Source organism: Paenibacillus polymyxa, from assembly GCF_018614975.1.
Lineage (GTDB): Bacteria > Bacillota > Bacilli > Paenibacillales > Paenibacillaceae > Paenibacillus > Paenibacillus polymyxa_E.
Window position 1 is genome coordinate 193,704 of record NZ_JAGGNR010000011.1, and the last position, 14,488, is coordinate 208,191.

A 14,488-nucleotide genomic window follows, 5' to 3' on the forward strand; every position below is an offset into this window, starting at 1 on the left:
GAGGAACAGTCTAGACTATATAAAAAGGGAGAGGGGATGGACTGTGAAAAACGTATTTATAGGTAGTCCTGTGCGAAATCGGGCTTGGATTATGGAACGGCACTTGCAATCACTTGAGCAGCAAGCAGTGCAGAAGCATTATATGTACATTCTGAATGATAGTGAAGATCAGACGGAGCATATCCTTAATTGTCATCGGATTCCTTATCTGACTCATCATCTGGGGAGAACATATGGTCATATGCGTGGACAATATTCCTATCACAACCTGGCGTTGCTCAGAAATAAGCTTCTGGATGAGTTTCTGAAATCGGACTGTGATTATCTGTTCTCGATTGATACGGATATCATCATTCCTGAGGGTAGCCTACGGCAGTTAATGGATAATGACAAGGATGTATGTTCCATGCTTATACGCAATCATCCAAAGTTGAAGGCTCATAATGCCATGATCGGCGGAAAACATATCCCTGAATTCAAAGCAGGTTTGTTCCCGGTAGATCTGACAGGTGCCGTATATTTGATTAAGCGTGAAGTGATTGAAGCAGGCGTTCGATATGCTTCGCATCCAACAGGTGAAGATGCACCATTCTGTGAGCAAGCACGAAGACTGGGGTTTGAACTGTTTGTAGATAGTCGGTTGCGTCCCGTTCATGCCTATGCGGAAGGGGTGGAGTTGATTGCTCAATTGGCTGCTTCGTAGAAAACAACGAGAAAATCCGGTTTTTGAAAGTATAGCAATGACCATTGTTTACCCGCCCGCACTTGACTGGAACCTCTTGTTCCAGCGTCCTCAGCAATTGATGACCGCCTTCTCCAATATTCCAGGTATACGGGCTATCTTTATCAATGAAGAAACGTACAGAAAGCAGAGCCGACCGATTGAAAAGTTAAATGAGGATCTGTTCCTTGTACAAAAAGGTGTGAATTACGATCACTTGGTCAAAGGAAAGAAGGTACTCTGGTTCTCGAATCCAGGTCAGTACAATTATTCGGATGGACGAAAGTTTGATTTTACCGTATTTGATTACCTTGATAATTCGGCTGACGAATTTGCTGTGTGGAAATCCTACATCCCGAAATGTTTTGACCGTGCAGATCTTATTGCGACGACTGCCAAGGTGATGTATGAGGCCCATAAACATGACGGCAAACCGATCTTTATGTGCCCTAACGGGGCAGATTACCAACATTTTGAGAAAGCGCGGGCAATTCTGCCCAAACCGGCGGATTTCCCCGATGTTCATGATGGGCAAAAGATTGTGGGTTTCCACGGTGCAATGGCATCGTGGGTGGATTATTCGCTGATTACCGCTATTGCGGATAAAGGTTATCGTGTTGTTTTGATTGGAAACAATGCCCTCTATCAAAAAAATATTGTGCATCCTAATGTGACTTGTCTTCCGCACAAAGATTATAAGGTGCTTCCCGCCTACATTGCTCAATTCGATGTCTGTATCGTGCCATTCAAGCTGACAGAGATGATCCGGGGCTGCGATCCAATCAAGTATTATGAATATTTGTCTGCGGGCAAACCTGTGTTGACAACGCGTATGGAGGAAATTGTTCATAAGTACAGTGATGTAACTTACTTTATGAATCAGCATAATTGTGGATTGATGTTGGAGAAAGCGATTCGTGAGAATAGTGCTTCCAAAATTGCGGCAAGAGTAAGGGTGGCTATGTCTAATAGCTGGGATGGCAGGGCAATGGATGCCGTGAAGATGATTAATCAGGTCATAGGAGGTATGAGAAATGAGAAAGATATTTAAAAGAATGTTTGGTAGCCAATCGACTACACCGACAATTGAGCTTGAAGAAATAGAGATTGACGCGACGGAGTTCAATGTTACGACATACACCCCAAACACGGATACAACGATTGTATATCTACCTGCGATCGATTTCCATAGTGCACGATTCGGGCGTCGACCACAACGGCTGTTAAAAGCACTCGCGGAAGTAGGCTACAATGTAATATATATCAACTCCAGTGATGAGTTCTATCAGGTAGATGCCTTGGAGTATCCCCATCCAGAGCTTCCAAACTTTGTCGTAGCCCGTGTGGGCCATAATGTCCGTACGCTGTTTCAAGGTGATCGCGTAATCTATTGGGTGAACGATAGCCGGCTGGCAAGTTCTGTCGAGACAGCCTATCCTGATCTGGTCGTATTTGATTCGTTGACCGATCCGGATCAGTACGAAAAGCACAAACACAAGATGGAAGCTGTTGCTGACGTTGTCTTCATTACACCTGAGAGAATCTATGAGCATGGCAAATATTGCTCACATGTTCATCTGGTTACTGCCGATGAATTTGATATCAAGGAACGTGCGGAACAGGTAGCGCAAATTATTGATTCTTTGCCAAACAGAACGGCCCCTCTAATGTAGGGGTCTTTTCTTTGATCGTATATAGGCCTTTTACTTTTGCAAAGATGACGGGGCTAATCCTGCTTCAATATATTTCGTTTACATTTACATTATCGTTAGGGATTGAAGATAGCGTTCTACACTATAAAAAGCAGAGACGGCGAACAGTCAGACGGGTTAAACGAAATGGATCTCCCGATCATCAAGTCATTTAACCTGATCCGGCTTAAGCAAGTCTCGGTAGCTAAAATTACATATTATTCTAAGGAGTGGACTGTTCAATGGCTAAAAAAATGATTATCAAAGGTGTAGGTACGTTTATGGCTAAACGCCTTCCAAAAGATCCGATGGGCGAAATTGAGGTAGTTACCCTGGGTACCTTGCAAGATCTGAAAATTGACCTTAACGTGGAGCTTGAGGATATCTTTGGTGGTGACGGTCTGTTCGCCATTGATGTACTGGTGAAGTCCAAATCGATTGAAGTGTCGGCAACAGATGCCAAATTCGATCTGGATGCAATCCAGCTGATGATGGGTTCAACGGTACAAGAACAAGTGAAGTCTTATGTGTGGGTGCTGAATGAGCAGTCTACAGTGGCTGCAGGCGTATCCAATTCCGGATTTGCTGAAGCTAAACCGAAGCATGCAAGTGAAATCTATGGAAGCAACGGTGGCATCACGGTTCGTCTCAAAGATTCCAACACATTGCTGAAGCAACTCACTTCCAAAGGAACGGCTGTGGAACCAAATGCATTCTTCTACGACGAAGCAAATGGTGTAGTCATCCTGAATGCTGTCCATATCGGTAAAGACATTGTGCTGAACTACAAGCGAGATCAAATTGTAGACATGGTTGATCTGTTGGTTGACGAAGTACCATTCCCGATCTCTGTCGTTCATCACGGTACTTTCCAGCAAAAAGATGGTTCGTATGCAGGTGTTGAAACCGAGTTGTACATGTGCCGTGCAAAAGGAACATTCAGCATCAATGCCCAGCGTGCTGCCGCTTCTGCATCTGCAATCTCCTTGCAGATTCTTGATCCTGAACGTGCTGACGGAAAAATCGGCAGTATCAAACGCTTCAGCGCACCAAGCAAGATCTAATATCTAAATAAGGTTGATTGCTCCTGGCAAGGTATCAAACGGCATTTGTGTCCTCCCCTTCACAGAGCCTTGCCTTGCCAGGTTTTTTATTATATGGGGGAGAATGTCCTGGGGAGGTCTTTAAATTCATGGAAACAGAACAAGAAAAAGCCGAGCGTGAGCTTGCGGAAAAGCTGAATGAGGAAGCGGCGAAACGAATCAAAGATGATCCGGAAAACAAACGGGTGACTCCGGAGGAAGTGGAGGCTGCTGAGCGTGCATTCTTCGAAGATGATGAGATTATTACGCTGCGGGATCGACGGAAATATCGTATTCCGCCATGTAACCTGAAGGATGCCCGCCGTCTGATGAAGTTGCTGAAAACGGTGAATATCGATGCCATTATTCTTAATTTCATTCCGACTGAGAATGATGAACTGGACGAAAAGCGTCAGCAGGATTTATTTGATGTATTGGCAATGGCATTCAAAAACTATCCACATATCGTGACCAAAGATGAGCGTGGTGAGTATATCATCAATCGAGAGTATCTGGATGAGTACCTTGATCTGAACACAGCTCGCAAAGTCATTGATATGCTCATTGGACTCAATGGTTTAAAAAAGTAGAACGCACCGAGGGGGAGTCTTTGGAGGGAACCGAAATCCGTGATACGGAAACACAGGAACCCGTTCACTGGGGAGAAATCTTCTTCACCCTCCATAAACACTGTGGGCTGAACAAGTGGGAGATTTGGGAGTACACACTCCCTCAGGTTGCGGAGCTGTGCAAGTCAGCCGAGAAATATATTCAATTTGAGGTTGAACTTATGACAGCACCTCTTCGCATGTTCGGTGGCGGTGGGGGCGAGGAAGTTGAAGAAGATGGGACCGTCAGACGTCAAAGAACCTTCAATGACGAGGATTACACGGAGATATCAGAAGATGATATCGGTATGCTTGCACAAGCGCTCGGAGGATAAGAGAGAGACATCCCGTTTTGCCTAAATGAAGGTAGAACGGGATTTATGCATAAAGGCGGTGATTCTTTTGACTGAAACAGAAGGACAAGGAGACAAACATTCCTTAACACAAGAAATATTAACGGATAAGGATCAATTAACTGGACAAAATACAGCGCTGAAAGAAAGCTACCTTTCGGGTGTTAACACATTGGTTAGACGTGTAGAGACAATCAGAAGTGATATGCAGTCGCAAATGATTGAAACACTGACTACCGATTTGGAGCACTTTTATCGTGGAGCGTTCAGTGAAATGAAGGATGTGTCTGCAGCTGGCTCACAGGGGTTGATAGACTCCGTGATGAATACGATGAAATATATTTCAGCAGGTGAAACCAAGGGGTATTCATCAACATTACTCAAGAAATCCCTTGACTCGTCGCAGCAGATGGATCAACAGATAAGCCGGGCCGACCAAAATTTGGAGCTTAGATCGTCTGGGACAACAAATGACAGTGGGCAATTCACACAAACCGGAACGGTCAAAAATCTGCAACGAATTGCACTGCAGCATGGTATGGATCAGGAAGATGTAGGTCTTGCCTATCGCATTGGTTCTCGTAATTATGATTATTCATCTGAAGCTGTCGCGTTTGCTGAAGAAGTAGCCAAGCTGAATTCAGTGGGCAATATGGATGTAGAACAGACGGCAACAGGTCTGGAAGCTGTTACTTCGGCATGGGGAAGCAGTAGCTTTGATCTGTCTCAAGTCACAGACATGATGATTAGAGCTTCAACGATGTTGGATGTTGGCATTCTGGACTTGATGGATAGGATGCGTCAGACCCTTCCAATAGTTGGTAACCCTGATGGAACGCTTGCACAAGAGGATGTATTAGCCAACTGGATTAGTAAGGCTGGATTGTTGGTTCAGTCAAAAGGAGATCATCCTCAGCAGGGCTTTGCATCGAATCGAGTTAGATTCGATCTTCTTGCTGAACAATTGAAGGCTACGGATGCAAACGCGTCGATCCATCAGCGCACTGGCAGTAGAGACAACCTTCAATTCCGACAACGAGAGATCGAAATCGCATTTCAGATTGCAACACATGAGGCGATGCAAGGGTTGAAAGAGGAATTTGCCGAGCTGGGCGATTATCTTATCGCAGTCATGCGGTTAATTGGAGATCGTACGGGTGGCATTGTTGATCAGATGGAATTGCTTAACCGAATTATGGATGAAGTCGGAGTTCAGGTTGCGTGGGATAAGTTCGGTGAAGTGATGAATGAAGGCGATCAGAAGCGATACAGTGCTACGAATGCGGATCCAGGGAAAGTCGAAAATACGGGGAGCGATGTTCCCGAACCACTTCGAGTCACGGATGTGCAACGTGCTGGTGTAGCGCAGGAAATGGGCAGACAGCAGAGTCGTCTGCAGACGCTGGATCATCGCAGAACAGAAATTCAAAGTAGGGCGGCCTCCAAGCAAGATGATGTACTTCAGGCTCGGACTAACCGAGATCATCAAGATAAAATGTACAATCAGGCTATAGAAGATGGGGATACAGCGGCTTCTTCCATTCATGGAGAAGAACGTGACGAAGCGGAGAAGCGAGTCAAAACGTATAGTCGAGAACTTCTTCTGTTGCGAGAAGAAATGCATTCTCTCGATATTCAGATTGCAAAGACGAAGCGAAGTCTTGAGTTTCTAGGGCGAGAGCTGGATGACACGAGTAGAGCAATGATGCAATTTGAACACCAAGCTAGAGTTTTGATGATGGCCATGGATGATATGGACCTGGATGCAGTTGAACTACGAAACAAGTTGTATTTCCTTAATGCTGAGTTTACATACGGTTCAACCGATGTTCAGCGCTACGAATCCGAGATCCAGAAGCTGCGTAAACAGTCAACGCTATTGAATGATGTTCTCTCCACACTGAGAATCGAAGTCAATGAGTTAAATGCTTCTTTTAGACAAGGCATGATCGATGCTACAGCATACATATCCAAACTGAAGGAACTTGAACAGGTTCAGCTCGCGAGCATGATGAGTGGTCCAGGAGGATTGTTAGTTGTTCCAGGTGCAGGAAGTGGTGGATCACCTGTTAAGGATGACAAGGGAGATTCAGCAAACAAACCTTTTTTAGAGAGACATCAAGATTTTATCAATGACGTAATTAAGGATATGGCTAAATCAAAGATTGAGGAAGTTATGGATTTTGGTTCAGACAAGAAGAAAAAGGACAAGCCGAAGCGACGAGGGATAAAACAGAGATTCGAAGATATGAAAGAAGTCGGTAGTAAAAAAGCATTTTTTAACGGTCATGCACCTATTCGTGACAAGGACGGGAACGTACTAAGAGGTCCGGATAAACCTGATGGAACCCCTGGAGATATCCTTACCCAACGTGATATTACAAGCGAGCGTAAGAAAAAAGGAGACATTCCAGGGAAATTAGCAAAGCTCGGCAAGTTCGGTAAGTCGATACTAAAACCCCTAAAAGCCGTTCCTTATCTTGGTGCTGCCATGACTGCTGTGGATGTAGTATCCGGTGTAGTTGATCCGCTGAGTAATATGGGGAAGTCAGAAGCGGAGAAGCAAAGTATTCGTGCAACAAATAAAGAGGAACTGGCCAAGGATTTTAAAGATATGGAGCAGTCTTCAGTTGTAGGTAAAGTGTGGAAAGGCCTTAACCTTGGAATGGATGCAGTTGTTAAGGGAGGAATCAGCAGCCTATTCGGAAACAATGCTACCAATAATAAGTTCGGGGACTACTGGAAGGGATTTAAGGCGGTATGGAGCGAAGACGGCGGAGATGCAGTTGAGAAGAAACTGGGCAAGGAATACAACTACAAGCAGGAGAAAAAAGAAGCCCAGATTCAATTGGATAAAGAGTCTGGAAAGCCGCCTGCGGACAGCAAAAAACAACAACCGCAGATACAATACATTCAACCTCAAATGCAGTATATTCCTGCTGCAGGCGGAATAGGAACTATTGCTAACGGTTATAGGCCTCAGCCGCAAAGCAACGGTATTGATGAAATGATCGCCAAGATTAATCGGCAGCTTAACAAATCGACAAGTGATAACGAAACCAATTACCAAGTCACTCGATCCCGTCTGTTGATTAGTGGTGTTCGCGAAGATTCTGGTCAGATGCGCGCGCTAATGGAGAAATATTTGCAAGAGAATATCAAGTTCTTCGATAAGGCCATTGCAAGTTTACAGAAGACGTACGACAAGATGGCTGAAGGTAAGGAGAAAGATGAACTGGGCCTGGAGATCAATGAGAAGAAACAGCAGAAGGCACAATCAGAGCTTGAACTGAATGGTGTCAAAAACAGCCAAATTGATGAGCTTAGACGCAAGATGAATGATCAGTTTGAGTTGACGCAGTTGGATTATGATAAACGAATGTATGATCTCCTGGCGGCTAATGGGGGTAAGGAAGATGCACCAGAATTAATTGCATTGAACAAATCCCGTGCATCAGAAATGAACTCACAAATAAGTTCGATCAAGCAAGATTGGAAGAATCTGCTGAATAGTGGTGTGTTTAAACCAGGGTCAAATGAATATATGGAGATTTTAAAACAAATCCAGTCATTAGGTGTAGAACAGTCTAAAAATTTGTTTGAAATTAGCAAAAAAATGGATAAACCGATATCTTCATTCAACATTCCAGCAGGTCTTAAGGTCATGGATTACTTTGATTACATGACGACGAACAATACACATAAAAGTGTGATGGTTGGCTCAGGTGATGTCACGGTTCATGTGAACATCGATAATATGACTGGCAGCACAAAAGATGTGGAGAGACTGACATCTACGTTGGACAAGACACTGCGGCAGAACAACCCGGGTATGGTGAACTATATGGCCAGCAATGTAGGTGCGGGAATGGGAAGTAATCATATCTCTAAATATAGTAGATAAGGAGGAGTTCTGATATGACTCAGCAAGACCCGTTTGGCTTAGTAAATGACCGGTATAAAAGAAAGCTGTATGTAGATACAGGCATGAAGTTTGAGCCAGTGAACGGAAGAATCATTGATCCGTACTCTTCACCTTCGCCCAATCCGCAAGTAAGGGAAATTAAAATGATTAATGCTCCCTCGCATTTTCATCAGATGGGCGTATCTTCGTACAAGGCCATCATTAACATCTTGTTTAAAGATAAACAATCCTATCACGATTACGCCATGTACGTAGGCTGGACACACAAATTTTATGATGAGAAGGGCAATATTTATGTTGGTGTTGTAGAGTCCATCAAAGTTGACCCTATTTTCTACCATCAGGATACGATGGATAAAGATCAGAAGGGCTACAAGGTCGAATTGACCATGACCCTGATCAAAAAAGATGGATATGACCGTAAGAGTGCAATACAGTTTCAGGATTTACAGACGACAGAAGGGAAGGACCACTGGGCAAGAGATTCCATTGAACGTTTGGCTGACTTGGGGCTGACGGTTGTAACACAACTGGATGGCACCCCTATTCTATATTTCAGACCGGAAAACTTTATAACCAGAGCAGAGTTTGTTACTTTCCTGATGCGTACTAAGCGTCTGCTGGAACGAACAATTCGAGAGTAGGGTGACCTACTCTCTTTTCTGTCTATTCTAAAGATAGGAGGTGTTTATCATACGAAAATGGGTTGATGTAAACGAAGGGGACTGGTTCTATAACGATGTTATGGAAGCCACGAATATGGTTTTGGAAGATGGTGAAGTCTTTGTTGCCGGGATCAACTATAACAAGTTTGAGGAAGGCAAGCCTTTTGTATATGAAGAAATCAAGGGGAAAGCGGGGCAAACCTCATTTAGTCTGCCTGTGCTGATTAAACCAACAGATGACAATCCACTGTATGTGTTTATTGACGGTGTTCAAACAATCTACCAAACGGCTGAAACCAATAGTAAGGGATTAACCGATGTGGAGTTGTATACCGGTGTAAAAGCAGGACAGGTGGTGTCCTTCTGTAGTTATGGTGAACCGTTGCTAGACAGTGCTTGGAAAAGGCCACCCGTATCCTGGACTGGAGATCTGCCCAGAGCTGTACTTAGTGCAGCGACGACCTATTTCTACGATCCATTCAGTCGTAATCATCAGGAATATTTGTATGCAGCAGGCCAACCGCTTCGCAGACTCAGTATTCCTTCCGAAGTATGGGCAGACACCATGGGAGATGCAGAGGCGGTAACCAAAATTGCAACAAAGGCTATTGGTTACCGAACGGATGTATATTGTGTCAGCCCAGGGGGCTCGGTGTTTCTTCCTTTTAATCTGAACGGTGTCACCTGCAAGTTCAATTATTGGACAAAGAATAACAAGTTCATGAGTGAAGATATCAAAGCGACAACCCTCAAACCAGCATACAACAATTGTTTCTTTCCTAATGCCATTATACAGCGGGGAGAAGCTTTTCATCTGATTAACAAGTTACGCAAGGTGTTCTATGCCAGATTTACGGACATGAAAGCACCAACGACGGGGATTAATCAGCCTATTACGGCATTTCAGGGACAACGGGTTTTTAGACTTAACGGCAATTATCCTGCAGGTAAAAAGAAACTTAAAATTACAGTGAAATTCAAAGACGAAAAAAAAGATAAAGTCCAAGAAACACCGGCTTATTCGGAAATTGACAACCATACGGTTGTCTTCAATCAACCTTTCTCAGAAGGCGACGAAGTGACGTTCTATTATCTCAAAGATGTGAGCGAGAGGTTCGCAGACGTCGGCAAAGATTCGGCCATTTATTATCGGGACAAAAAGGAGCGAGTTGTACAGAACAAGGATGCCTTCTGGAAAATAGCCGTCTCGGAAATGGAAGACGAAACATTTGCAAACAATGATCCACTAATTGCTGGCATTCCGATCAATAATAAGCTGGATGGTGCAGCGATAGTAACAGATATGGGGAGACCTACAAATGGCACAGAACAGGCAGAGGTATGGTTCCTTGGGAATTCAGCTATGACCCGGGCTGAAGCTGTAGCTTTCCTGGACCGATTCATGAAGTGGACCATCGAGCGATTCAAGTAAGGGGGAGATTACAATATGATTCCAATTTCGGATGAGGTTATGAACGTGCTGTCCCAGCGTCTGAAGCTGGGGGAAGGAGCGCTTCCCAATATCCGGGTCGAAGTAGATCGGTTAGCATTTATCCCGGGACGGACAGAAGAGTTCAGGCATATCGTAAACGAGCAGGTACCCATCATCAGTACAGAATCCGTTTGGGTGGATGAGTCGAGTAATGGTATATATAACGGTTCGACTCAAGCGAATGCTCAGGAGATTTGTTTTCCGATCAAGGGTAAAACACTGATTACTACTCCTGTTACAGATGAATTTGGTGCTCCTCGTAATAGTGCGTCAAAAATTCACCGTGGCATCGATTTGTCGGAGAAGATCGGAACGCCAATTTTGGCTGCATGGGCCGGAAAAGTAGTCCGAACATCCTTAAATAAAACAGAAGGTGCCGGTAATGCCGTAAATATAAGACATGATAATGGTGTTATCACTAAATATTTTCATCTGAAAGAAATTCTCTGTTCGGTGGATGATGAAGTAGCTCAAGGGGCTGTCATTGGAACGCTAGGCAATACGGGTGGCGTATATACTGGTGGTCATAAGGTGTCCGCGGCTGAACGTGCGGCGGGCAAGGGAAAACATTTGCATTTTGAAATTTGGGAAGGAGTTAATCCAACAACGAGAACTGGAGAGGGTGGCAAGCCAGTTGATCCTAGATTATATCTGAGCGGACAGCGCAAACTGCATGGAAATGCGAAAACAACATTTACTGATGTAAAGCCGGTTCAGGTCGAGGGATATCCCGGAGAGATCAAACTGAATGAGAAGTTCGACAAGCGAAACTGGTATGAGAAAAACGTTTATACAACCGGATTGAAATTTTCGGATTATGCCAAGATTGAATCGGGCTGGACTATGTTTGATTCAGGAGGCAAGTTGCTATACACCTTTGAAGGCAAAGCTGCCGTAGTTGAATTTGAGATTAACGTGACGAAACTGAGTATGCCCACGCAAGGGCTGCTTAGTATTGGAATGGGGACTAATTTTAGTGATGCGGAAGGGGATTCTTTCGCTGTTGTGATTGATGGTAAAACGTATGCCTATGTCAATAAGTTTAACGGGGCATATGATCTGACCAAACTCACGGAATTGAATAATATTGTGATCCCTGCAAAAGCCAAGAGTATCAAGATTAAGGTGACCTATGGGGGCAAACAAAACCCCACTGTCCCAACCGGGTCTGTTCCTGCTTCGAGTAAGAAGTATAAAAAATTCGCCATTGATTATATTCGCATACAAGAGTTGTTGCCTGCTCCGTTGAAGAATCAAAAGAGTGAGGAAGGGCTGGATCCGTCTAAAGGATATTATCAAACGAACAGCTACTCAGATTTTATTAATAATAGAAGGATAGAGTCGGATGTTATACAGGTCGGGTCTTTTGTCTATATGGACACACAGGTTCTTCCCAATATCATTAGTGCCGAAATCGATGATCAGTTTGATTCTGAAGCCAGGGAAGCACGACTGACCATCTCCAATCCGAGAGGCTTCTTCTCTCCGGATTATAATCCTGCTCATTTTCCTGAACTTGGTGGTGTGACGTCTCCATGGTCTTATTTCGCAAACGGATTCCATATCGGGGTTCTGAGTGAAAATACACCAATACGCATATATATGGGATATGGTCAGCACATGATGCGGGTATTTACCGGACTTATTGACAAGGTGGATATCAATGGCGAAGGCTCCACGCTGGAAATCACGGCCCGAGATATGTACAAGCGTATTATCGAGAAAGTCATTTCCGAGAAAAAAGCCTATCCAGAGGTAGAAGAGATTGATAATGTGCCAGATCCGGTGCCGCCTGCAGCAGTTGGCACGGACCGGACATCATCCATTATTCAGGCTGCACAGGCCCAAGCTGCGGCGTATGGTGTACCTGATCATAAGTTTTTGCTTGCAATATGCAGGCACGAGACTGTTTTGGGAACACAGGGGAAGGGCAAAAAAGAAAACGGCAGCTTTATACTTGGATATGGCTGTCCTAGTAAAAGTGCGTGCAATCCCCTTTACAAGGGTATTCAGGAGCAGATGAAGCGCGGAGCAGAACGGATGTCCAAGGCGCTGGCTTCCAGAGGGAAAAAAGTGAGTTCCAAGGCGGATGTACTTTATTTCCATAATGGTGGAGACATTGCTCCCATGACCTGGAGTCAAGATCGGGAGAATTGGGTGGACAAGGTATGGACCTATTATCAGGAGATGCTTGCTGACCCTGCAAGCTGGACCATTACAGCAACCTCCACTCCCGCAGTTACACCAACACCAGCTCAGCCTGTGGAGCTTGAAAAGCCGGCCTGGGTCAAATCTACGGTAGTACTAGATCTCGTTAAACATGCAGGTATGGTGGGTTGGCGGGCTACCAGTGAGGATCGCTCTTATCCTGACTACGTGATTGACGAGACCTATCTGATTGAGGTAAATCAGAAGACGGGTAGGGTCATTGTCCCCGTACCGGGTCAAGAAGGTGAGTTTGAAGTTAAGGATGCAAGTACAGTGCTGACACCGAATGGATGGCTTAATCCATTTGTCGAGGAATATGGCAGGACGTTTGAGCAATGGTCTGCCAAAGTTACGGAAGCTGTTCAGGAGGTGATCTCGGAAATTCCGTATCGAAGCTACTGTGACCGTTATGGTACATACCGACTTGAGCGCCTGAATTATGACAAACCTGTCGTTGCAGAGTTTTCCGAGAATGACAATCTGATCTCCATTACCAAATCCACGGATTGGTCCAGAGGAAGAAGCCACATTGTTGTTATTGACTCGAATGATAGTCAGAGCAGTTTCGTAGACAAGGAGATTTTACTCGAACTCAAAGGAGAAATCCGAACCATGGTGCTGGCCGTTCCTTGGGCGAAGACGGTTGAAGCCAAGAGACAGGTGGCAGAACGAGCTTTTTTTGATATGAAACGGATGTGCCGTACGCTACAGGTGTCCATTCCTGCGAATCCTGCGCTTGATCTGCTCGACAACGTCATTGTGACGGATAAAACGACCACCACACGAGCTGTATATACGATTAAAAGTATTAAAACCAGTTATTCGGTTGACCGTGGCATGTTACAGGTCATTGATATGATGTGGGCAAGAAAGGGAGTGATGGTGTAATGGCCGGCATTGTGAATGAAAATATTGTATTTCCCGTGCTGGATCTAATCCACCGAGAGCTTCGCAAATATAGCAGTATCTCCAATTCGAATGTTTCTCCCCTTGAAGGTGAACCTTCCGTTACATTATATCGGGAGCACATGCAGGACCCGGACCGGGTGACTGGAGCAGACCTCTTGTATGAATCGGCATGGAAGGTTTCGATCTGGATGAAGTTTGGCTCAGAGGATGAGGAAGACTTTCCTTCCGGGGTGGGCTATTCCCACCCGGATTATGATTATTACAAGTATTTCAGGCTAACGCAGGTGACGGCCCGTACATATGATCCGAGTGGAGAGTCGATGTTCACTTACAATATTGGTCTAAATTATGATGACGAAGGACGCTTAACTGGAACGAGCGTAAGTCGTATATAACATGTAGGAGGTGGTTCCATGGCATTTAATGTATCTTACATCGCGGGTGGCGTCATCGACAAAGTGCGCGAGCTGCCGTACCCACACTTCAGTAAAAAGACGATCCCGTTCATTCGGGGACAGATGTTGGACATTCCGGCGGCGAAGACCACCAAGTCTGATACGTTCACCTTGGCGTATGACACAGAGTTTCTGAGCATTGCGTTTGCTGCGAGCCACTACTGTGTCGGCGATTACTGGGAACTGACGATCGGGACGGAGAAGGTATGTCATACCATTTATACGAAGGAACTTCCCGAGTCGGTTTCCATGGGTAACAGTTTCGGAATTGTCTACCCGATTCCGGCTGGAACGACTATCACGTTTGACTTTTTTAACGCGGTGGCTGAAGCCAAGTCGGTCTGGTACAACATCAAATTTTTGAGATAAGGAGGGTGAC

Annotated in this window: 12 protein-coding genes; all 12 read left to right on the top strand. The window is 44.8% G+C overall.

Translation table 11 applies throughout. The annotated features are described in order from the left end of the window. Nucleotides 1-43: 43 nt before the first annotated feature. The 12 genes from J7E78_RS09470 (at nt 44) to J7E78_RS09525 (ending at nt 14,478) form a co-directional block, all read left to right on the top strand. Nucleotides 44-703: a glycosyltransferase family 2 protein gene (locus J7E78_RS09470; protein ID WP_215075946.1), complete on the top strand. Its 660-nt coding sequence runs from the start codon at nt 44-46 to the stop codon at nt 701-703. Further along, a complete protein-coding gene (locus J7E78_RS09475) occupies nt 681-1,772 on the top strand; it encodes a glycosyltransferase (protein WP_215075947.1) in 1,092 nt (363 codons plus the stop codon). The genes J7E78_RS09470 and J7E78_RS09475 overlap by 23 nt, the downstream gene beginning before the upstream one ends. Further along, nucleotides 1,756-2,394, top strand: coding sequence for a hypothetical protein (locus J7E78_RS09480; RefSeq protein ID WP_215075948.1), 639 nt, complete (start codon nt 1,756-1,758; stop codon nt 2,392-2,394). The genes J7E78_RS09475 and J7E78_RS09480 overlap by 17 nt, the downstream gene beginning before the upstream one ends. 260 nt (nt 2,395-2,654) lie before the next feature. Next, nucleotides 2,655-3,476 (top strand): hypothetical protein, encoded by an 822-nt coding sequence (locus tag J7E78_RS09485; RefSeq protein WP_215075949.1) that lies wholly within the window; start codon nt 2,655-2,657, stop codon nt 3,474-3,476. A gap of 128 nt (nt 3,477-3,604) precedes the next feature. Then, on the top strand, nt 3,605-4,084 hold the full coding sequence (locus J7E78_RS09490) for a hypothetical protein (RefSeq protein WP_215075950.1): 480 nt from the start codon (nt 3,605-3,607) through the stop codon (nt 4,082-4,084). Nucleotides 4,085-4,104: 20 nt separating this feature from the next. Next, complete coding sequence (locus tag J7E78_RS09495; RefSeq protein ID WP_251034930.1) at nt 4,105-4,437, top strand: hypothetical protein; 333 nt, start codon at nt 4,105-4,107, stop codon at nt 4,435-4,437. A 67-nt stretch (nt 4,438-4,504) separates the two neighbouring features. Next, the gene (locus J7E78_RS09500) at nt 4,505-8,359 is read left to right on the top strand and encodes a coiled-coil domain-containing protein (RefSeq protein WP_215075951.1); all 3,855 of its coding nucleotides are present in this window, start codon (nt 4,505-4,507) and stop codon (nt 8,357-8,359) included. Between the two features lie 14 nt (nt 8,360-8,373). Further along, complete coding sequence (locus J7E78_RS09505) at nt 8,374-9,024, top strand: S-layer homology domain-containing protein (protein WP_036607803.1); 651 nt, start codon at nt 8,374-8,376, stop codon at nt 9,022-9,024. A 115-nt stretch (nt 9,025-9,139) separates the two neighbouring features. Beyond that, nucleotides 9,140-10,477, top strand: coding sequence for a hypothetical protein (locus J7E78_RS09510; protein ID WP_215075952.1), 1,338 nt, complete (start codon nt 9,140-9,142; stop codon nt 10,475-10,477). 15 nt (nt 10,478-10,492) lie between these two features. Next, nucleotides 10,493-13,633, top strand: coding sequence for a M23 family metallopeptidase (locus J7E78_RS09515; protein WP_215075953.1), 3,141 nt, complete (start codon nt 10,493-10,495; stop codon nt 13,631-13,633). Beyond that, complete coding sequence (locus J7E78_RS09520; RefSeq protein WP_036607798.1) at nt 13,633-14,049, top strand: hypothetical protein; 417 nt, start codon at nt 13,633-13,635, stop codon at nt 14,047-14,049. The genes J7E78_RS09515 and J7E78_RS09520 overlap by 1 nt, the downstream gene beginning before the upstream one ends. 18 nt (nt 14,050-14,067) lie before the next feature. Further along, nucleotides 14,068-14,478, top strand: a complete 411-nt coding sequence (locus tag J7E78_RS09525; RefSeq protein WP_215075954.1) for a hypothetical protein — start codon at nt 14,068-14,070, stop codon at nt 14,476-14,478. Nucleotides 14,479-14,488: the final 10 nt, after the last annotated feature.

Coding starts and splice junctions, on each gene's coding strand:
- J7E78_RS09485 (WP_215075949.1), top strand. CDS start 2,655: ATGGCTAAAAAAATGATTATCAAAGGTGTAGGTACGTTTATGGCTAAA.
- J7E78_RS09520 (WP_036607798.1), top strand. CDS start 13,633: ATGGCCGGCATTGTGAATGAAAATATTGTATTTCCCGTGCTGGATCTA.
- J7E78_RS09525 (WP_215075954.1), top strand. CDS start 14,068: ATGGCATTTAATGTATCTTACATCGCGGGTGGCGTCATCGACAAAGTG.
- J7E78_RS09515 (WP_215075953.1), top strand. CDS start 10,493: ATGATTCCAATTTCGGATGAGGTTATGAACGTGCTGTCCCAGCGTCTG.
- J7E78_RS09510 (WP_215075952.1), top strand. CDS start 9,140: ATGGTTTTGGAAGATGGTGAAGTCTTTGTTGCCGGGATCAACTATAAC.
- J7E78_RS09490 (WP_215075950.1), top strand. CDS start 3,605: ATGGAAACAGAACAAGAAAAAGCCGAGCGTGAGCTTGCGGAAAAGCTG.
- J7E78_RS09480 (WP_215075948.1), top strand. CDS start 1,756: ATGAGAAAGATATTTAAAAGAATGTTTGGTAGCCAATCGACTACACCG.
- J7E78_RS09505 (WP_036607803.1), top strand. CDS start 8,374: ATGACTCAGCAAGACCCGTTTGGCTTAGTAAATGACCGGTATAAAAGA.